Origin of the sequence: Geobacillus sp. Y412MC52 (genome assembly GCF_000174795.2) — a bacterium.
Lineage (GTDB): Bacteria > Bacillota > Bacilli > Bacillales > Anoxybacillaceae > Geobacillus > Geobacillus thermoleovorans.
Genome location: NC_014915.1, coordinates 1591539 through 1609207, shown reverse-complemented (window position 1 = coordinate 1609207; position 17669 = coordinate 1591539). Strand labels below are relative to the sequence as shown.

The 17669-nt window shown below is 54.1% G+C and carries 22 protein-coding genes; 7 read left to right on the top strand and 15 right to left on the bottom strand.

Annotated elements, in window-relative coordinates; translation table 11 throughout:
* Positions 1 to 72 precede the first annotated feature (72 nt).
* Positions 73 to 1281 (bottom strand): threonine ammonia-lyase, encoded by a 1209-nt coding sequence (ilvA, locus tag GYMC52_RS07945; RefSeq protein ID WP_013523683.1) that lies wholly within the window; start codon positions 1279 to 1281, stop codon positions 73 to 75.
* A gap of 526 nt (positions 1282 to 1807) precedes the next feature.
* On the opposite strand from ilvA, the gene GYMC52_RS07940 reads away from it, so the two are divergent.
* From GYMC52_RS07940 to GYMC52_RS07930, 3 genes are all read left to right on the top strand, one after another.
* Positions 1808 to 2977 carry an alanyl-tRNA editing protein gene (locus GYMC52_RS07940; RefSeq protein WP_013523682.1) on the top strand — a complete coding sequence of 390 codons (1170 nt, stop codon included), beginning with the start codon at positions 1808 to 1810 and terminating at the stop codon, positions 2975 to 2977.
* Positions 2978 to 3112: 135 nt separating this feature from the next.
* Positions 3113 to 4375 (top strand): two-component system sensor histidine kinase NtrB, encoded by a 1263-nt coding sequence (locus GYMC52_RS07935; RefSeq protein WP_013523681.1) that lies wholly within the window; start codon positions 3113 to 3115, stop codon positions 4373 to 4375.
* 97 nt (positions 4376 to 4472) lie between these two features.
* Complete coding sequence (locus GYMC52_RS07930) at positions 4473 to 5840, top strand: MATE family efflux transporter (protein ID WP_013523680.1); 1368 nt, start codon at positions 4473 to 4475, stop codon at positions 5838 to 5840.
* Positions 5841 to 5938: 98 nt separating this feature from the next.
* On the opposite strand, the gene GYMC52_RS07925 is transcribed toward GYMC52_RS07930, so the two are convergent.
* From GYMC52_RS07925 to GYMC52_RS07910, 7 genes are all read right to left on the bottom strand, one after another.
* Complete coding sequence (locus GYMC52_RS07925; RefSeq protein WP_013523679.1) at positions 5939 to 6832, bottom strand: DUF1028 domain-containing protein; 894 nt, start codon at positions 6830 to 6832, stop codon at positions 5939 to 5941.
* Between the two features lie 139 nt (positions 6833 to 6971).
* The gene (locus tag GYMC52_RS18575) at positions 6972 to 7097 is read right to left on the bottom strand and encodes a YjcZ family sporulation protein (RefSeq protein WP_013523678.1); all 126 of its coding nucleotides are present in this window, start codon (positions 7095 to 7097) and stop codon (positions 6972 to 6974) included.
* Between the two features lie 33 nt (positions 7098 to 7130).
* The gene (locus tag GYMC52_RS18570; RefSeq protein WP_013145429.1) at positions 7131 to 7229 is read right to left on the bottom strand and encodes a YjcZ family sporulation protein; all 99 of its coding nucleotides are present in this window, start codon (positions 7227 to 7229) and stop codon (positions 7131 to 7133) included.
* Between the two features lie 127 nt (positions 7230 to 7356).
* Entirely contained in the window at positions 7357 to 8286 is a 930-nt protein-coding gene (gene rarD / locus GYMC52_RS07920) for an EamA family transporter RarD (protein WP_013523677.1), read from the bottom strand.
* A gap of 186 nt (positions 8287 to 8472) precedes the next feature.
* The gene (locus GYMC52_RS18565) at positions 8473 to 8577 is read right to left on the bottom strand and encodes a YjcZ family sporulation protein (protein WP_013145431.1); all 105 of its coding nucleotides are present in this window, start codon (positions 8575 to 8577) and stop codon (positions 8473 to 8475) included.
* Positions 8578 to 8774: 197 nt separating this feature from the next.
* Positions 8775 to 9731, bottom strand: a complete 957-nt coding sequence (corA, locus tag GYMC52_RS07915) for a magnesium/cobalt transporter CorA (protein ID WP_013523676.1) — start codon at positions 9729 to 9731, stop codon at positions 8775 to 8777.
* Between the two features lie 237 nt (positions 9732 to 9968).
* On the bottom strand, positions 9969 to 10856 hold the full coding sequence (locus tag GYMC52_RS07910) for a cation diffusion facilitator family transporter (RefSeq protein ID WP_049775744.1): 888 nt from the start codon (positions 10854 to 10856) through the stop codon (positions 9969 to 9971).
* A 168-nt stretch (positions 10857 to 11024) separates the two neighbouring features.
* Between GYMC52_RS07910 and GYMC52_RS07905 the strand changes: the two genes are divergently transcribed.
* The gene (locus GYMC52_RS07905) at positions 11025 to 11723 is read left to right on the top strand and encodes a class I SAM-dependent methyltransferase (protein ID WP_013145434.1); all 699 of its coding nucleotides are present in this window, start codon (positions 11025 to 11027) and stop codon (positions 11721 to 11723) included.
* Between the two features lie 38 nt (positions 11724 to 11761).
* Here the strand turns inward: GYMC52_RS07905 and GYMC52_RS07900 are convergent, their stop codons facing one another.
* The 3 genes from GYMC52_RS07900 to GYMC52_RS07890 all read right to left on the bottom strand — a co-directional run bounded on the left by GYMC52_RS07900 (position 11762) and on the right by GYMC52_RS07890 (position 14264).
* Complete coding sequence (locus tag GYMC52_RS07900; RefSeq protein WP_013145435.1) at positions 11762 to 12583, bottom strand: M15 family metallopeptidase; 822 nt, start codon at positions 12581 to 12583, stop codon at positions 11762 to 11764.
* 49 nt (positions 12584 to 12632) lie between these two features.
* The gene (gene deoD / locus GYMC52_RS07895; RefSeq protein WP_013145436.1) at positions 12633 to 13343 is read right to left on the bottom strand and encodes a purine-nucleoside phosphorylase; all 711 of its coding nucleotides are present in this window, start codon (positions 13341 to 13343) and stop codon (positions 12633 to 12635) included.
* A 513-nt stretch (positions 13344 to 13856) separates the two neighbouring features.
* On the bottom strand, positions 13857 to 14264 hold the full coding sequence (locus GYMC52_RS07890) for a hypothetical protein (RefSeq protein WP_013523674.1): 408 nt from the start codon (positions 14262 to 14264) through the stop codon (positions 13857 to 13859).
* A gap of 126 nt (positions 14265 to 14390) precedes the next feature.
* Between GYMC52_RS07890 and GYMC52_RS19745 the strand changes: the two genes are divergently transcribed.
* Positions 14391 to 14549, top strand: coding sequence for a hypothetical protein (locus GYMC52_RS19745; protein ID WP_013523673.1), 159 nt, complete (start codon positions 14391 to 14393; stop codon positions 14547 to 14549).
* Positions 14550 to 14584: 35 nt separating this feature from the next.
* Here the strand turns inward: GYMC52_RS19745 and GYMC52_RS19740 are convergent, their stop codons facing one another.
* Positions 14585 to 14749: a hypothetical protein gene (locus GYMC52_RS19740; RefSeq protein WP_013523672.1), complete on the bottom strand. Its 165-nt coding sequence runs from the start codon at positions 14747 to 14749 to the stop codon at positions 14585 to 14587.
* A 105-nt stretch (positions 14750 to 14854) separates the two neighbouring features.
* Positions 14855 to 15172 carry a hypothetical protein gene (locus tag GYMC52_RS07885; protein WP_013145439.1) on the bottom strand — a complete coding sequence of 106 codons (318 nt, stop codon included), beginning with the start codon at positions 15170 to 15172 and terminating at the stop codon, positions 14855 to 14857.
* A gap of 222 nt (positions 15173 to 15394) precedes the next feature.
* Here GYMC52_RS07885 and GYMC52_RS07880 point away from each other — a divergent pair, with 222 nt between their 5' ends.
* Positions 15395 to 16516, top strand: coding sequence for a DUF2515 domain-containing protein (locus tag GYMC52_RS07880; protein WP_013523671.1), 1122 nt, complete (start codon positions 15395 to 15397; stop codon positions 16514 to 16516).
* Positions 16517 to 16527: 11 nt separating this feature from the next.
* Here the strand turns inward: GYMC52_RS07880 and GYMC52_RS07875 are convergent, their stop codons facing one another.
* The gene (locus GYMC52_RS07875) at positions 16528 to 16707 is read right to left on the bottom strand and encodes a YozD family protein (protein WP_011231069.1); all 180 of its coding nucleotides are present in this window, start codon (positions 16705 to 16707) and stop codon (positions 16528 to 16530) included.
* Positions 16708 to 16837: 130 nt separating this feature from the next.
* Here GYMC52_RS07875 and GYMC52_RS20170 point away from each other — a divergent pair, with 130 nt between their 5' ends.
* Positions 16838 to 16960: a hypothetical protein gene (locus tag GYMC52_RS20170; protein WP_013145441.1), complete on the top strand. Its 123-nt coding sequence runs from the start codon at positions 16838 to 16840 to the stop codon at positions 16958 to 16960.
* On the opposite strand, the gene GYMC52_RS07870 is transcribed toward GYMC52_RS20170, so the two are convergent.
* On the bottom strand, positions 16942 to 17586 hold the full coding sequence (locus GYMC52_RS07870; protein WP_013523670.1) for a hypothetical protein: 645 nt from the start codon (positions 17584 to 17586) through the stop codon (positions 16942 to 16944). The two genes, GYMC52_RS20170 and GYMC52_RS07870, sit on opposite strands and share 19 nt — an antisense overlap.
* Between the last annotated feature and the right edge of the window lie 83 nt (positions 17587 to 17669).

Here is a 17669-nt window from a genome sequence, read left to right as displayed (position 1 = left end):
TTTCGAAGACGGCTTTTCCATTGCTTGCTTAACAGACAGTGGCGAAACACAAACCGTTTTCCCATCGCGCGCTCATCGGTAAAACTGTACATCATAGCCTTCTTTCAACAACACTTGGTAGATTTGCTGAATATGGTCTTCGTTTTTTGTCTCGAGCGAAAAGTGAATTTCCGCCTGGCCCGGCAACACTTTGGCGCCGATGCGCTGATGATGAATCGACATGACATTCGCCTCGAGCTCGGCGATAATGCGAAGCAGTTTGTTCAACTGGCCCGGCTTGTCGGAGATGACCGTTGTAAACGTAACGAATCGCCCGGCTTCGACAAGCCCCCGCTCAATAATGCGGGAAATGAGCGTCACATCGACGTTGCCGCCGCTTAGCACAGCGGCGACTTTTTTGCCGCGAAACGGCAGCTTTTGATACAACAATGCCGCCAACGGACAAGCTGCCGCCCCTTCGATTAACAGCTTGTTCCGCTCGAGCACATACAGCATCGTCCGTGAAATTTCCGCCTCTTCCACGCACACAACGCCATCGACGTATTGCTCAATGTATTGGTACGTAATATTGCCCGGCTTTTTCACGGCAATCCCATCGGCGATCGTATTCGATGCGGCAATGGAGACGGGCTGTTTATGGCGTATGGCCGCCGTCATGCCTGGGCAAGCCGATGACTCAACGCCGTACACTTCAACCGATGGCTTCAGCTGTTTTAACGTAAACGCCACCCCAGCAAGCAACCCGCCGCCGCCGACCGGACAAAGAACGACATCGACGTCGGGAAGCTGTTCGATCAGCTCTAAGCCGATCGTCCCTTGGCCAGCCATCACCGCCAAGTCGTCAAACGGGTGTACAAACGTCATTCCCCGCTCGCGCTGCAACTCTAACGCATATTCCAAAGATTCGTCAAACACATCGCCGTACAGCACGACTTCCGCCCCGTAGCTTTTCGTCGCTTCAATTTTGCTGAGCGGCGCCCCTTTCGGCATGACGATCGTGCACGGAATATGAAGCATGCCGCTCGCATAGGCGACCCCTTGGGCGTGGTTGCCGGCCGAAGCGGCGATGACGCCGCGTGCCCTCTCTTCTTCCGTGAGCGACATAATTTTATTGAATGAGCCTCTTACTTTAAACGAGCCCGTTTTTTGCAAATTTTCGAGTTTCATATATACATCATTGCCAGACAGCCGGCTGAACGTTTGCGAATGCTCAAGCGGCGTTTGATGGACGATGCCTTTCATTTTCGCTCGCGCTTGTTCAATGTCTGTTAACGTCAACATCATCAAACCACCCTTTCTGATCGGCGATCGGTTCGTTTTCGCTCCGTTTTATTATATACAAAACGTTTCGCCGCCGACAAATGTTGCTTTTCTTTTGGATGGTCACTCTTTTTTTATTGATTATTTAGCACATAGTTTTTTTATTATTATATTGTTTAACGAACCATCACTGCGATCCGTTGCATTTTGTCAGCTGCTTGAAGATAGGGGATTTGACAAAAACCATCGCAAAACCGATTCTTTTCCAGTTGAGAAGCTGTGTACAATCGTCTTCTCTTTTTTGACGAACTTTGGCATGGTATGCAAAAACAATTTTTGTTAATTCCATTGATGATTTAGCACATTGTTTTATCAATTAGGGAATTTGTCTTCATTTGGCTGTGATCCATCAAAACCTAATAGCGCCAATGGAATCCTTCGCCCGTTTGATGGGAGAAAGCGGTTGGGAAGATCCACGATAGGCAAATGCGAGCGAATTTGCTAATATGAAAGAAAAGTATTCGGAATACAAAAGGATGAAGCGATTGTGACTGAAAAGTTGTACTATACGGCGCCGGACGTTGCCGCGTGGACAACGGCGGTGACAAGCGTCCGCCAAGACGGCGAGACATACGTCGTCACATTGGCTGAAACGGCGTTTTACCCGGAAGGCGGCGGTCAGCCGTCTGACGCCGGCACGATCGCCGGCTTGCCGGTGCTCGATGTGTTTGACGAAAACGGGGAAGTGTATCACCGCCTCCCTGCCCACCCGGGAATGGGCGTCGTTTCATGCGTCCTTGATATGAAGCGGCGCCGCGATCATACACAGCAGCATAGCGGCCAACATTTATTATCTGCTGTATTCATCGAACAGCTCGGCGCAGAAACAGTCGGTTTTCATCTTGGGCGCGATGTCGTGACGATCGACATAACGGTGGATGCGCTGACGGAGTCGGAAATGCTGGCAGTGGAAAACCGGGCCAACGAGCTCATTTACGCTAATCTCCCGGTCGATACGTATTGGGTGACACCGGAAGAGGCAGAACGGATGCCATTTCGCAAGCGGCCCGATGTTCAAGGCAATGTCCGTGTTGTCGAGATGAAAGGGGTCGACTTGTCGGCGTGCTGCGGCACCCATGTGAAACGCACGGGCGAAATCGGCGTGATCAAATTGCTGAAAGCAGAGCGCCATCGCGGCATGACGCGCCTTTCCTTTCTTTGCGGCGGCCGAGCGCTCGCCGACTACCAGCAAACTCACCACATCGTGCAGGCGGCAGCAGGACGGTTCGGGACAAGCCGCGATCAGCTGCTTGAAGTGATCGTGAAATGGGAACAAGAGAAAAAAGAATTAGAAAAACGGCTGCGCCAATACGAGGAAATCGTCTTTGCCGTCGAAGCCAAACGGGCCGCCGCCGAATCAGGGCGTGCAGTGATTGGCCGTTACGACCAGTACGGGGCGAAAGAGCTGCAAATAATCGCCCGTCTGATCGCCAACCGTTATGGCAAAACCGCGCTGCTCGCCTCCACACCCGATTGGCGCGCCGTTATCGCCAAAGCACCGTCTTCCTTGCTCCATGCAGGGAACTGGCTGAAAGAACAAGCCGCCCTGTTTGGCGGCAAAGGGGGCGGCAACGAGCGGCAGGGGCAAGCTGCTTTTCCGTCCCTTGAGGCGCTTAGCCAGTTCCTTTCCCGCGTGGAAGCGGCAGGCATCGATTGACGGCGCCTGCCCGCACCGCCCGGTTGCTTCGATCAGTTCCGTCCCCCGTCGGATCGATACGATGTCCCCCATAGCCAACGGAGGGCGGTTTTTGTACAATAAAAAACGAAATGTGCAGCTAAGGAGTTTGGAAAGATGAACGATCGACTGGCACAACCGCAAATCAAAGAGCTCGAACGGAAGCTGCGCGCCTACGAGCGGTTGGTTGAAAAACTTCCGTTTCCATTCGTCTTCGCCGATTACGAAGCGGGAATTTCCATTGAAAAAAAGCGCAGCGAAGCCTCACCGCGCCTTCGCTTCATCCCGTCCGCCCCGGAACGGGAGGCGGAATGGCAATGGGATATCGATTTATGTCACGATGTGCCGTTCGAAAAAGTGGAAGCCTTTTTGACGCCGTTGCTCGATCTTGTTCCACACCATATCGTCTTTGTCGACGCTCAAGGGATCATCACGCTTTGCAATTTGCAGGCGGCTGTTGACACCGGCGTGGACCGCGACGCCATCATCGGCAAACATATTCGCGAGCTGCTGAAGCTCCCTGATGAGCTGATCGCGACGCTCGAATCGCTTGAAAAAGGCGAGCCGCTTTACAATTACGAAGTGCTCGACCGATTTTACGGCATCGTCAACACCCGTTTTATTTACAACGATGACGGATCGATCAAACGAGTCATCAGTATGTTTCAGTCGCTCAATATGATGAAAGAAACAGAAAAGCTGGCGGTCGCTGGCCGCATCGCCGCCGGCATCGCCCATGAAATCCGCAATCCGCTGACGACAGTGCGCGGATATTTGCAACTATTGAAAAGCGACTTGCCGGATCGCATCGCCTCGCTCGTTGAGCGGCTTTTAATTCCTGAGCTCGACCGGGCGAACGACATTATCACGGATTTTTTGAATATCGCCAAGCCGGCGGACGTCAAAATGGAGACGTTCAACTTGCACCGCTTTTTGCGCGACGATGTCGGCGTCCTATTGCAAAGCGAAGCGCTATTGCATAACGTCGACGTCCATTTTGACCTTGATGACCAGCTTGACGACTACGAAATGAACGGCGACCGCAGCCAGCTTTTGCAAGTGTTTTTAAACTTATTTCGCAACGCCGTGGAAGCAAAAGTGGCGAAAACGATGAGGGTGTCGATCTGCAGCCGAAAAATCAACCATCTCGTTCAGCTTCGCTTCTGCGACGATGGGCCCGGCATTCCGCCGTCGGTCATCGACCATGTTTTCGATCCGTTTTTTTCAACGAAGGAAACGGGAACTGGGCTCGGCCTGTCATTATCGAAAAAAATCGTCGAACTGCATCGCGGGACGATGAAAGTGCAAAGCGACGCGCACGGCACATGTTTTTTGATCGAATTCCCGCTTTGCAGCCAACCGCCGTTTCTTTCGTCATAAATCGCTTCCGAAGAGGGGGGTCATCCCAGCTTCGGAAGTGGAGAGATTGATGATTTAGAACAATGTGTCACTTTATCAAAGAAAAGGAGGAGCCATTATGGCAACGACCGCTCCGCCCAACGGCAAATGGCGGCGCCTGTTCGCCTTGTTTCTTCCCATTTTTGTTTCGCAAACCGGTCAATATGCCATGAACTTTGTCGATGTCGCCATGTCCGGTCATGCGAGCGCCGAAGATCTTGCCGGCGTCGCGATCGGCTCAAGCCTATGGGTGCCGGTGTTTACCGGCGCCGGCGGCATTTTGCTCGCCCTGTCCCCGATCGTCTCACACCATTTCGGCGCCGGACGGCATGACTCGATCACTCGCGCCGTCGCCCAGGCGCTCTACTTGGCTGTCGCGCTTGCTGTCGCCATTGTCCTGATCGGCGCCGCTGCCGTGCCGTTTATCTTGAAACAGATGTCTTTGGATGAAAACGTTCGGCATATCGCCTTTCATTATTTGCGCGCCTTGTCGTTTGGGATCATCCCTCTGTTTCTTTATTCTGTGCTCCGCTATTTCATCGATGCGCTTGGGCAAACGAAAGTGACGATGTGGATTACGCTCACCGCCTTGCCGGTCAATATGCTGTTCAACTGGTTGTTGATTTACGGGCATGGCGGATTTCCGCGCCTTGGCGGCATCGGCACTGGTTACGCGACGGCGATCACGTATGCGTACTGCTTCGCGGCCGCTGCCTTTGCCGCTTTGAAATTTCGCCGCTTGGCTCCCTATCGTGTACTCGTCCGTTTCTACCGTCCGTCATGGGCCGCATGGAAAGAGTTGCTGAAAACCGGGGTGCCGATCGGGTCGGCCATCTTTTTTGAAACGAGCATTTTCGCTGCTGTGACGCTGCTTGTCGGCCGGTTTGGCGCGGAAACGGTCGCCGCGCATCAAAGCGCCCTCAACTTCGCTTCACTGTTGTATATGATCCCGCTCAGCTTATCGATGGCGCTGACGATCGCCGTGGGCGTTGAAGCCGGGGCCAACCGTTATGAAGCCGCCAAACAATATTGCTTGATCGGCATCACCCTCGCCTTGTCCGTCGCTGCCGCAGCAGCGCTGTTCCTTTTCGCCTTCCACAGCCATGTCGCCCGGCTGTATACAAACGATCCGACAGTGGCGGCGTTGACAGAGAAGTTTTTGCTCTATGCGATCTTCTTTCAAGTTTCCGATGCCATCGCCGCTCCCATCCAAGGAGCGCTGCGGGGCTATAAAGAGGTTAACGCCGTTTTTTGGTCCGCTCTTCTCGCCTATTGGGGCGTTGGGCTTCCGCTTGGCTGCGCGCTCGCTCTATTGACTGCCGCCGGAGCGTTCGGCTATTGGATCGGCCTGATCGCCGGATTGGCAACGGGCGCGCTGTTTCTCAGCTTTCGCCTGCGGGCCGTTTGGCGCAGACATGACAGCGGGCGTGCGCCATGCGCCTTTTAAGAGGGAGCGGTCGATAAACAAGGATGTCCCGCCTAGTTCTAGGGACATCCTTTTTGTTGCAGCATGATGGATCATGCAGTCGACAAGGCCGGTTTCCCTTAGCCGACCTCGTTAGGCGACGGCTGCTGCTTCATATACTGTAATACATCGAGGTCGATTTTTCCTTTCTCCACTTGGCGCTCCTCAAAATTTTCTGTATGTATATACACAGTCAGCGCCTCATAAAGCGCCTCGCGATCCGCCGAGCGCTCTTTCGACAAATAACCGAGACGGACCAAGTGGGCGGCCACCTCTTCCTTTACCGTTCCTTCAATCGCTGCCACTTTTTCGGGACGCGATTTCTCAAAGTAAAGCTGGCGCAACTGATACAAGCGAATAAGCTCCTCGATCGGCCGCGGGTGATCATCGACGCGCAAGTCGATATAACGGTCATTGTAGCCGCCATATCCCCCTCCTTCTTTCACGACAAGCAAGGCGGCCGACTGTTGCCCGCGGCGGTCGCCCCCCGCTGCCTGACCAGCTTGAAGCGCCTTTAGCAATCGCTCGGCGAGCGGACCTTTTGTCTGCTCAAACGCCCTTCCCATTGCCAGCACCGTTTCCTCGCCGGCTAAAATATTGCCTTGAGCCGCATAGTTCGGCCCGGTGATGCCCCCGGCCCACGGGTAACATTTTTTCCCGGTGAACGTCGCCGCCCGTCCTTTCGCATCCACGATGCCGACTTGGCGCAAATCGCGCTCACTGTCATCGGCAACGAGCAACTCAAGCGTTTCTTGCGCCGATTTCCCTTTTGCCATCCATTCGAGGCCGCGCGGTCCGTACGACGTGTTGGCGTACGATTGCGTCGCCACCGCTCCGACGCCCGCTTTCGCCCACGGAACAACCGCACCAACGCCTAAAAATTTCGATTGAACAGCGATGCCAAGCTCCCCGGTCGCCGGATCGAACGCGACGATCGAAAACGTCGCGACGATGTCTTTTGCAATATGTGTCATTTCCCCGTCCTCCATATGCTTTCCATTTTCTCATCGTTTATGATTTCTCCACTTCCTTTCGTTGTTCCTGCCTGTTCACAAAAAAAGCGGGGAAACGGCCGTTGCCCGGCCGTCTCCCCCCCGCATGCCCATCATCCGCCTAGCACCATGTTGCCCCGACGATAATGAGCAAAATAAACAAAACGACGATCAGCACGAAGCCGTAGCCGCCCCAGCCCGGATAACCGAAGCCATAGCCACCCCAGCCATACAAGCCATATGGCATATTCGTCACCTCCTTGCTAGCAAGTAAGAGGCATCAGTACACCCAACCACCGACACATGCACATCCGACAATAATCAACAAGATGAACAGAACGACGATCAACGCGAATCCGCCGCCGTAAGCTGCACCCATTTGCCAGCACCTCCTTCGTTTTTGTACTAGTAGACTATTCAGAAGCCGAGGAAATGGTTAGATGTTTCAGCAAAAATGGGTATTTGCCGCAAAAATGGAAAAAAAGCGGCCCGTCCTCGGACCGCTGCTACGCCTCGAGCGAGCTTCGCTTCCATTTTTTCCGCCCTGGCGCTTGCTTGATTTGAACAGCGGAAAACAAAATAAGCGCCGCCCAGATGCAGCTAAACGCATAAAAATGCGCTTTCGTAAACGGCTCGCCGAACAAAAAGACGCCAAGGAGAAGGCTGATCGTCGGCGAAATGTATTGCAAAAAACCAAGTGTTGTCATCGACACACGCTTCGCCCCTTTGGCGAAATACAAAAGCGGCACGGCCGTCGCTGGCCCGGCTCCAGCCAACAGCGCCCATTGCCACCATTCGGCCGTCTTGACGAGGGCTGGCGTTTCGTTGTACACCCATAATAAGTAAACGGCTGAAAGCGGCATGACGGCCATTGTTTCAAGCGTCAAGCCAATGGACGAGTCAACGCTGGCCAGTTTTTTCACTAAGCCGTAAAACCCGAACGTCAACGCGAGCGATATGGCGACCCACGGAAACGCGCCATATTCCGCCGTCATCGCCGCCACGCCGGCGGCGGCAAGAAAAACAGCGGCCCACTGCCCAACGCTCAACCGCTCGCGCAATACGATCGTCCCAAGCGCCACGCTGACAAGCGGGTTGATATAATAGCCGAGGCTCGTTTCAACGACATGATGATGATTCACCGCCCATATGTAGACAAACCAGTTGGCGCTGATGAGCGCAGCAGCAGCGGCGATCCCCCTTGCCTTAGCCGGCCGACGGCGCATCGCCCGAAGCTCCCGGCGGAAGGCGCCAAGCTGCCCAGTCGCTGCCAAAAGGATGGCCATAAACACGAACGACCAAACGATGCGGTGCGCCAAAATCTCAAGCGCCGGGCGCGCCTCTAGCAGCTTCCAGTAAAGCGGCAATGCTCCCCACAGCAAGTACGAAGCAGCAGTATACAAGATGCCTTGCTTTTCTTCGCTCCAATGCCCCACGTCGTCTTCTCCTTTTCCATGATCATTTCTGTTCCATTATACCGCCGCCGCTTCACTTTATCCATCAAAACACTCACCCGCATCGCTCGACGCGGTTGCCCAATGGAGAAGGGGCGCAGCTGAATATGAGCACCCGCCCCCCTTCGCGGCCCGTTTGACCGCCTCCCTTTCTTATTTTTTCGCTCATCAAGCGACACAGGCACAGCCAACAATAATCAGTAAAATGAACAGGACGATGACGACCGTATAACCGCTGTTGACAAAACCGCTCACGGCGGGCACCTCCTTCATCGGTTCACAGGGCCATCATATGCGCCCGCCCGCCCAAACGGCCGGGCGAATGCCCAAATTTCTAGAAGATTGGTGAAAAACCGCGTTTTCTTCAAAAAGATTGGTCCACGAACGCACGGAAGAGCCGTTGATCCATTGGCGAAAGCTCCTTGCTGGAGCGTTTTCTCCGTTAAATCACCGACCTTCTAGAAAAACGCCTATTTTTCTTTCGTCCCCGTCTCTCCCCACCAACCTTTTCGCTTAAAATAGAGGGCGATGAGCATAGCAACGGTTGCCATGAGCAACAAGGCAAACGGGTAGCCGTATCTCCATTTCAGCTCTGGCATAAACGCAAAATTCATGCCGTATACACCGGCGATAAACGTCATCGGCAAAAATATGACGCTCACCAATGTCAATGTCTTCATAATGACGTTCATATGATCTGATTTGAGCGACAGTTGCAAATCGAAAATGGCGGACAATGATTCCTTAAACGCGTCGAGCGCGGCGGGCACGCGCGAGAATCGCGACGCCACTTCCTCGATATACGGATTCGTCTCTTGGTTGATATACGGCAAATCAGCGTGGCGGATCATTTTGATCGCTTCTTCCTGCGCCTCGGCGATTTGGCGCAGCTCATGAAGATGTGTTTTCATCCGATAAATCTCGCGCCCGATTTCGTTGGCAAACGGGGTCGCAAACACTTGCCGTTCAAGCGTCTGAATGCGGTCAGCGATCTGATCGATGACTTGCAAAAAACGGATGGCGGCCAAGTCTAAAAAATGATACAGCACGTACCCAGGATACAGCGCCTGACCGCGATGGTTCAACAAACGTTCTTTCACGTGATCAACAAGCGGATCGTTTTCATCCATATAGCTGATCATATATTGGCTGCCGGCCAGCAAACGAACGTTCACTGTCCGGCCGGACGGACGAACGATAAACAGCGATAAGAAGAAACATCCTTCGTATTCGTCAAACGTGGGAATATCTGTCCCGTTCATCAGCCGCTGTTGGGCGAGAGGGTGAATGGACAGCGAAGAAAGAAGCTGCTCCAAATCCGGCTTGGCGGCGGCGGTGAAATGAAGCCAACACGACTGGCTGCCCGCGGGCGCATGGCGTTTGTACGTTCCGTCAACCGTCAAACGAAAGTTATGCTCGATCGCCATAGACTGACGTCCTTTCCATGCAAACGATTTTAATTGTATTGTTTGCTGTTTGACGCAAAACTACTCCCCTCCCGCCGCCAAAAACAAGTCAGCGGCAACGGTTTGGCCGCATCCGCTCGCTGTTGGCGATAAGCAACTTCTCCCGGCTGCATCCCGCCTGCAAAGCGTCACATCCCGACAAGTCATTCGCTGTCTAGGCGCCTCGCCGCGTCCGCCCGCCAATGCGCCCGAAGCCAGTCAGCGCACCGCTTCCGGTTCCACATGGACGTGCGTCGCCCGAATGTTATGCCGGTTTCGCATCAAACGCTCGACTTCATCAGCGATTTCATGGCTTTTTGCCACCGTCAAATGCGAGTCAACGCGGATCGTCACTTCCAGCACAATGTCGTTGCCTAACATGCGCGCTTTAATGTCAGCGACATCGCGCACGCCGCTCACCGCCGCGATTTCGTCTTTATAAACGGCGAGCTGCTGTTCATCAAAACCGTCGGTGAGCGTATGCGCCGTCTCCATAAACACCTCCCACGCCGTCTTGCAAATCATCGCCCCGATCACAAGCGCCGCCAGCGGATCAAGCCATGGCCACCCAAGCCGCGCGCCGGCGATGCCAATGGCGGCGCCAATGCTCACCAGCGCATCCGATAAATTGTCTTTCGCCACGGCCGCCAGCGCCATGCTGTTCGTCCGCCGCGCCAGCCGGCGATTGATTGCATAAACGCCAATCATAACGGCCGCCGAGGCGAGCGCAACCACAGCCGCTAAAACGTCAGGAGCCGCTGCCTTTTCCTTGCCGAACAGCGAGCGGACGCCGCTTGTGATCACGTCAATGCCAATGGACATCATCAAAAAAGCGGCCAACAGCGAGGAGATGTTCTCCGCCCGCGAATGTCCGTACGGGTGGTTGCAATCACGCGGTTTTTTAGCGATTTTCATGCCGATATAGACTGCCGAGGAAGCGATAATATCACTCAAATTATTCCAACCGTCCGCTTCCACCGCATCCGAGCCGAACACCGCCCCAGCCAACAGCTTGCCGGTCGAAAGGAGAAGATAGACGAAAATGCTCAGCAGTGCGCCCGCCTCGGCTCCTTGTTTTCGATCCACTTTCTTCACCAACCTAGCCATCTCATTCTTGCACGTATCAGTGTACCAGCTTGAAGCCGGTTGGGTCTACAGCAAGAAAATTTCCTTTTTTCATAAGAATAGGGACAAGCAAATTTTTTTGTCTAAAGGCAAAATCGAGCGCATTTGCGTATGATAAACCAAGTCGAAACAAAAAAAGGAGAGGAACAGATGTCTGCATATTTAGACTGGTTGGCGGACATGGGGATCGATGGCGCTCACCCAGGCGGTTTTGAGTTAACAAAACAAATCTTACGTAAACTTAAGATCGACCGTTCGACATCCGTGCTTGACGTCGGCTGCGGCACCGGACAGACGGCGGCTTATATCGCCGAACAGTACGGGGCCAACGTCACCGCCATCGACATCCACCCGACGATGATCGCCAAGGCGAAACAGCGTTTTGCCGCCAAGGCGGTCTCGGTCCGTTTGCATCGCGCCTCGGTCGAAGCGCTCCCGTTTCCCGCCGGGACGTTTGACCTCGCGCTTTCTGAATCGGTGCTTGCTTTCGTTTCATTGCCAAACGCGCTCGCCGAAATCCGCCGCGTGCTCAAAAACGATGGCCTATTCGTCGGCATTGAAGCGTGTCATGAGCGGCTGACCGCCGCCGAGCAAAAGCAAATCGCCGCCTTTTACGGCTTCCGTCAGCTAATGACATCAGCGGAGTGGAAAGAAGTGCTCGAACAAAGCGGCTTTGGCTGCCGCCAGTTTTCCTACGCGGCTGCAGCCGAAGCGCCAAGCCTTGGGGCACCCATCGTCATCGCCCTTCCGCCGACACCGGAGATGGCGAGCATGTGGCAGATGCACCAACAGTTGACAGCTCAATTCGGCGACCGTCTTGGCTATTGCGTCTTTTGCTGCGAACCATAGCTGGCAAGAAAAACGGCGTCCTCGACGAGACGCCGTTTTCACACTTTTTTCACTACTTTGAAATATTCTTCAAGCGTCAAGCCGCGCTTTTTGATCACCGCGGCCGCCTTCCGCCCGACATAGCGGAGATGCCACGGCTCATACTTGTAGCCGGTCACCGCTTCCTTTCCTTTCGGGTAGCGGATGATGAATCCGTACTCGTGCGCATGAGCGGCTACCCATTGCCCTTCTTTTGTCGCCCCGAACGATTCGGTCAGCTGACAGCCGGCCGAGCGGCTGCTGATATCGACCGCCAGCCCTGTCTGATGCTCGCTCTGACCTGGATGAGCGACCGCTTGAACCGCTTTTTCCTTCCCTTTTTGCCGCACTTCTTCAGCAAAAATCACCTGCTGCCGCTCGTATGAACGATAAGCGGACACGGCCACCAGCTCAATGCCATCGCGGCGTGCGGCGGCAAACATCTCCTCAAGCGCCGCGGCCGCTTCGGCCCGCATATGCCGCTTTTCCGCGTTCGGGTCAGCACACAAAAACGGCACGCGCGGCACGACCAAGTCCGCCGGCTTATAGCCAGGCGGGAGCGACTGTTCTTTATTGACGAGCACCAAAATGTTGTCAGGGTTTTGAATCACTTTTTGTCCGTTTTGCACCTTGACGATGTTCCAATATTTCGCCTCAAGCTGCAAATCGGGATCGACGGGGCTCTCGCTCGTTTTCCCCTGTTGTTGATGATCGCTTGGGTGCACCGCGCTTTCCGGCGGCTGGCCGGACGGGCCGGCCGCACCGTTGCTGCCGCTCTCCCCTGTTTGGCAGCCGGCGAGCAGCAGGCACACCAACATCGCCGCTTGCCATCGCTGGTTCATGTTCCTTCTCCTTTTCTGTTTTCCCAGGCCCAAGCGCCCGGCATCCCAATCACGCGCCATTGCGGATCGCCGCTTCAAGCGCCACTTCAATCATCTCGTTAAACGTCATTTGCCGCTCCTCAGCCGTCGTTTCTTCTCCGGTGAGAATATGGTCGCTGACCGTCAGCACCGACAGCGCCCGGCAGCCGAATTTCGCCGCCAGCGTATAGAGCGCCGCCGTTTCCATCTCGACAGCCAATACACCGTAGCGCGCCCACGTTTCCCAATTCGGTTCATCATTGTAAAACATGTCGGCGGTGAACACATTGCCGACTTTTAGCGCCAGCCCTTTTTCCACACCTACTTCATACGCCGTCCGCAGCAGATGGAAATCGGCGGTTGGCGCATAATCGCGGCCGCGGAAAATGAGCCGGTTCATGTTGGAATCGGTCGACGCGCTCATCGCCAAAATGACGTCGCGGACGCGCACATCCGGCTGAATCGCTCCGCACGTTCCGACGCGGATGAGCGTCTTTACGCCGTAGCTTTGGATCAGTTCGTTCACATAAATCGAAATGGACGGCACGCCCATGCCGGTCCCTTGCACGGAAATGCGCTCCCCTTTATACGTCCCGGTAAATCCGAGCATGCCGCGCACTTCGTTGTAGCATACCGCTCCTTCCAGAAACGTTTCGGCAATGTATTTGGCGCGCAGCGGATCACCCGGCAGCAAAATGCGCTCCGCGATCTCCCCTGCCTTCGCTCCGATATGTACGCTCAATGGAATTCCTCCTTTGGTTTGAACGATCGTTGTCGGGCCATGCCCTCGTCTATCATATCATATGTTTGCGGAAAATGGCAGTCTTCCTTCGAGTAGCCGAGGCGGCGAACGGGCATACTATGTGTGCCTGCCCGAGGAGAAAGGAGGAAAAGACCGATGAAAAAGAAACTCGAACAAGCGGTGGAATACGCCAACAAAACCAATCCATCGTCCAAATCAAACAATCAGCCGTCCACATCGAAAAAGGAAAAGACCAAATTCTAACATCATTCCGAAAGAAGTCTCCCACTTCGAAACGTGAAGGTGCACGAGCACCCGTCCATGTGGGAGATGAATGTTGGCCGGCAATCGCCGTCGGATCGAATCACATGTTGTTCAAACGGGCACCTTCGAAACGAAGGGAAGCGGAAAGGGTCCTTGTGCGGCTTGTCGTTTGGCACATATGCAAATCGCTGAAAGCTCCCCCTGTGCACTCGCGGAGGTGGGTGAGACATTTGCGGGGGAGCCGCTCTCTTACGATGTTTTGGATCGGCGATAATCGCCCCGATGGCGGCGCGCCAAATACCGCTCGTTGATATACAGCACCTTTTTGTCTTTGCTGCGCGTATATTTTTTCTCGCGCTCGCGCCGCCTGGCGACAAGCCAACAGGAAAACAAATACAGTGGAAAGACGAGCTGCATCGCGCCGGCAAAGACATACCAAAAACCGTTGATATCGGCCAAATCGCGCAAGTACACGTCGATGCCGCTGAGCCGATAGTACATGTCAGCAACGATGGCAGCGATGATGACGACGTTGACCGCATGGAGAAGGGGCACGCTTCTCCAGCGGAACAAGAGTCGCTCAACTTGCCCTTTGACCCAAAGCAATGCCGCAATCGAGACGACGCACAAGAGCAGCGACAGCGCCAGTGCGGCCATCGTTTCGCCCCCTTCCCTCTTTTCTCCTGCGCCCGCCGCATGATGCCGCCTGCAAACATTTTCCGTCGATGAACCGCCGCCAGACCGCATACACTAACGACGACGACGGTTCAAGGAGGGAAAACGATGGGCAAAAAACACCGCAACCGCATTAACGGGCAGAAAAAGAACAACCATATTCCAAAAGAAGCATTGATTGCTGAAGATGAGGCGCATGCCAAAGAATATTCCGCCTCCGGCGGCCGGAAAAACGGTCCGGGCCATCACGACAATCCAGAATCGTGACAAACCGCAGAAACCCTTGTGCGATACAAGGGTTTCTATCGCGGTTCCGACGGCTCGGATTCGTCCCAAGCAAGCGTGACGACTTTTGTATATTCCCCGCCTTCAATTTCCTCTTTTGTCGCTCTTTCATTCAGCTCCTCATCGTCGTCGATGCCCGGGGCCACCGTCGGCATGTCGCGCCGCCGTTCGTCATGTTCCATCAAGTCCGCCCCCTTTCCTTTCTTATCCGTTCCCGAAACAAGGGGGCTTTATTCATATTATATCATCTCTAGCTCTTGCTGGCGACTATATTTTTGAATATTCCGTCAACAGATGAGCTGACGTTCCACTTGTTTCCATCCGTCTGGACAAAGGCGATAGTACGTCTGTCCTTTCCGCCCTTCATCGATCAGCACAACGTCCCCAGTCCGCATAAATCGAGCTTGACAGTTTTTCGGCATCAGATCGGCGACATTAAACATCCGATACAACACCGCCAGCACTTCATCATGTCCGGCCGCCGTCACCGTCATGCGGCACACTTGCCGGTAGCCTTTCGTTTCCCCAAAGCGCGGTGTTTGAAAAACGACCGCCTCATATGCACGTTTTGTCATCCACATCCGTTTCCCCCATAAACGAACCATTGTTTTCCTCTCCCTTCTCCCAATAAATCGGCCCTCCGCGTCCCATACTATGGTTGATGTCGAATTCGATCGCGAATCGTCTTCGGAGCCGAGAAAAACGTGTATTGTACTTATTTGGTGATTTGGCGTGTCGATTCCTTCAGCAAACGAGCACTCCTTTTGTCGAAACGATCGCGGTCTTCTGGCAAAAGTCCACAAATGATGCAAAGGAGAGACAGCCTGATGCCGACTCGCCCGTTCGCTTGGCTGCGCCATCCGCTTCAGTATGCCTACCGCTCCTTTTTGTACCGCCATCCGGTCCGCCTCGCCGATGACGGCCTGCTTCGCCGGATGGCCGCCCGCACAACTGTCCCGACTGACGGACCGCTCAGCGCGGAAGAAAAGGGCATTGTTGCCGCCATTCGCCGGAAAACGGCGGAACATAACCGCAACAACGTGACGCGCACCGCCGCCTACTTAGCGTTTTTTGAGCGCCATTGGGAAATTCATTGGGCGTTTTTAGCCCATCTCGTCTCGCGCAACGGCGGTTGGAACATGACTGATTTGCGCGGCGGCCTTCTTCCGTTTTTGCTGCCGGAACAAATCATTGCACCCCTTTTTTTGTTTTTGGAGCGCGCCAATGCCCTCATTTTTCATGATGCCTATCCGCAGCTTCTGCTGTACGAAGAAAGCAAACGGAGGGAGACGCCGCTGTTTCATTTGTTGCCGGCGCTAGCGGTGTCTTCGTTTATGAAGCCGATGTGGGAACATTTTTGGGAAACGGGGAATGCCGCGCTTCTTACGGTTGCTCTGATCATCAACGAGCAGCAGTACATCCAGCTTCGCGTCATCGAACATCCGTTTTTCCGCACCCGCGTGCTGTCAAGCTGGCCGTTTATTGTCGAGCAATGGCTCGGGTTCAACGATGTGCTCATCCCATATGCCAAAGGCCGCCGCGTAGCGCTTGCCGGAACGACCGTGCGCGATTTCGCCGACGTCCACCACCGCATCCATATAGGCAAAACGCTGTACAGTCTGCTGCTGTTTGACGCCCGGCTGTTTCGCGGCGCCTGCCGCTTTGCCCACTGCGTCCCCCACAGCGGCTCACGCGCCGACTTCTGGCCGCAATCGTTCGCTGAAACGCCTGATGGGCGCCGCTTTTACAGCCCCCGCCTTGAGGAAGCTTGGCCGGATCTTGCGCACCCGTTCCACGATCATCGCGATTGGTTCACCGATGAGGCGATCATGCAGGCGCTTGAAACGCTCCCGCTTCCGGCCTCGGGCGACATGACCAGCCGCTACGAGCGGCATTTGGCCATGATGAAAACAGCCGCCATCGCGGCGGCCAAATCAACTTCATCATAAAACGACGAGGACTACTCCCCATCGATGTCAATCTCTTCATCAATGATGCATTTTTCAAGCAAATAGTCAAACGTAATATCCGCGAGCTCCTCAAGCTCCTCTTGCGTTGGCACAAAGCCGCGGCGGATGAGTTCTTGGTAAAAAAACTCAGCGATTTCTTCCGTATCGATAATCACTTCAATTTCCTTCACCGCATCTCGCCCCCTTTGTAATGTTGTATGTCGCCGCCTTCCGTTTTATGTCAAAAATCATGTTGTACTATTTTTTCAGTCTCCCCCATACATATGTACCAACAAAACAAAAAACACGGAGGCGGACAAAATGGACAAATTCACTGCGATCGATAAAATGATGGAAACAGTTGTCAATGGATTGGGCGCGATCGTCATTTTCGCCGGCATTCCTTATTTTCTTTTTATTCTTTATCAATTTCTATCCTGGTGATCGGAGATTGTCCGCAAACGTTTTACAACTGTTTCCATCATCCGTTGGTACTGTTCATCGCCGAACCATTCATATAACGCTTTATAATCGTTGTACATGTCAAGGAGCTCGTCGACCGACGGCCCTTTCTCTCCGCTGTCGGCCGGCGGCAATAGAAGCGACGCTTTCACCGGCGCGGCGATGACAATATCTTGCACGAGCGTGACGGACGTCTCCTCTCCGTCGGCAAGCGGAATGATGTCTTCCAGATGGACTTCAATCTCCCAACCATCCGTCAGCCGTTTCAATTCGTAAATCGTCTCTTCCCATCCTTCCCCGTAGTAGCGGTAAATTTCTGTCCGCACCCCGACAATTTTGAACAAATGGCCGCCATAATCGCGGACGCGGACAATTTCGCCAAGAAAAAACGGCAACTCAATTTCAATCTCTTCCGCGATCCATAAATCACCCGCAAACTCAGACAATAAAATGAGCGCTTGCTCGGCAAACAAGCTATGGCCATGGTTGATTTCGTATAAAAACGTACCGTCAATCTGCTGAATATCGGTGATCGTTCCGACCGTTCCGTACAATGTATTGACGACGATGTCGCCGACGGAAAATTTCGGGCGTTTCGGCGCGCTCATTGGCATCTCCACCCTTTGGAACAAATGGTTAGTATAGTATATGCATGCCAAGAAGGGTGGACACCTGCAACCGCGCGGAAAAA

Bases quoted from the DNA above. Each gene is read 5' to 3' on its own strand.
- ilvA (WP_013523683.1), bottom strand. From the start codon at position 1,281: ATGTTGACGTTAACAGACATTGAACAAGCGCGAGCGAAAATGAAAGGC.
- GYMC52_RS07935 (WP_013523681.1), top strand. From the start codon at position 3,113: ATGAACGATCGACTGGCACAACCGCAAATCAAAGAGCTCGAACGGAAG.
- GYMC52_RS07930 (WP_013523680.1), top strand. From the start codon at position 4,473: ATGGCAACGACCGCTCCGCCCAACGGCAAATGGCGGCGCCTGTTCGCC.
- GYMC52_RS07925 (WP_013523679.1), bottom strand. From the start codon at position 6,832: ATGACACATATTGCAAAAGACATCGTCGCGACGTTTTCGATCGTCGCG.
- GYMC52_RS18575 (WP_013523678.1), bottom strand. From the start codon at position 7,097: ATGCCATATGGCTTGTATGGCTGGGGTGGCTATGGCTTCGGTTATCCG.
- GYMC52_RS18570 (WP_013145429.1), bottom strand. From the start codon at position 7,229: ATGGGTGCAGCTTACGGCGGCGGATTCGCGTTGATCGTCGTTCTGTTC.
- GYMC52_RS18565 (WP_013145431.1), bottom strand. From the start codon at position 8,577: ATGAAGGAGGTGCCCGCCGTGAGCGGTTTTGTCAACAGCGGTTATACG.
- corA (WP_013523676.1), bottom strand. From the start codon at position 9,731: ATGGCGATCGAGCATAACTTTCGTTTGACGGTTGACGGAACGTACAAA.
- GYMC52_RS07910 (WP_049775744.1), bottom strand. From the start codon at position 10,856: ATGGCTAGGTTGGTGAAGAAAGTGGATCGAAAACAAGGAGCCGAGGCG.
- GYMC52_RS07905 (WP_013145434.1), top strand. From the start codon at position 11,025: ATGTCTGCATATTTAGACTGGTTGGCGGACATGGGGATCGATGGCGCT.
- GYMC52_RS07900 (WP_013145435.1), bottom strand. From the start codon at position 12,583: ATGAACCAGCGATGGCAAGCGGCGATGTTGGTGTGCCTGCTGCTCGCC.
- GYMC52_RS07890 (WP_013523674.1), bottom strand. From the start codon at position 14,264: ATGGCCGCACTGGCGCTGTCGCTGCTCTTGTGCGTCGTCTCGATTGCG.
- GYMC52_RS19745 (WP_013523673.1), top strand. From the start codon at position 14,391: ATGGGCAAAAAACACCGCAACCGCATTAACGGGCAGAAAAAGAACAAC.
- GYMC52_RS19740 (WP_013523672.1), bottom strand. From the start codon at position 14,749: ATGGAACATGACGAACGGCGGCGCGACATGCCGACGGTGGCCCCGGGC.
- GYMC52_RS07885 (WP_013145439.1), bottom strand. From the start codon at position 15,172: ATGGTTCGTTTATGGGGGAAACGGATGTGGATGACAAAACGTGCATAT.
- GYMC52_RS07880 (WP_013523671.1), top strand. From the start codon at position 15,395: ATGCCGACTCGCCCGTTCGCTTGGCTGCGCCATCCGCTTCAGTATGCC.
- GYMC52_RS20170 (WP_013145441.1), top strand. From the start codon at position 16,838: ATGGACAAATTCACTGCGATCGATAAAATGATGGAAACAGTTGTCAAT.
- GYMC52_RS07870 (WP_013523670.1), bottom strand. From the start codon at position 17,586: ATGAGCGCGCCGAAACGCCCGAAATTTTCCGTCGGCGACATCGTCGTC.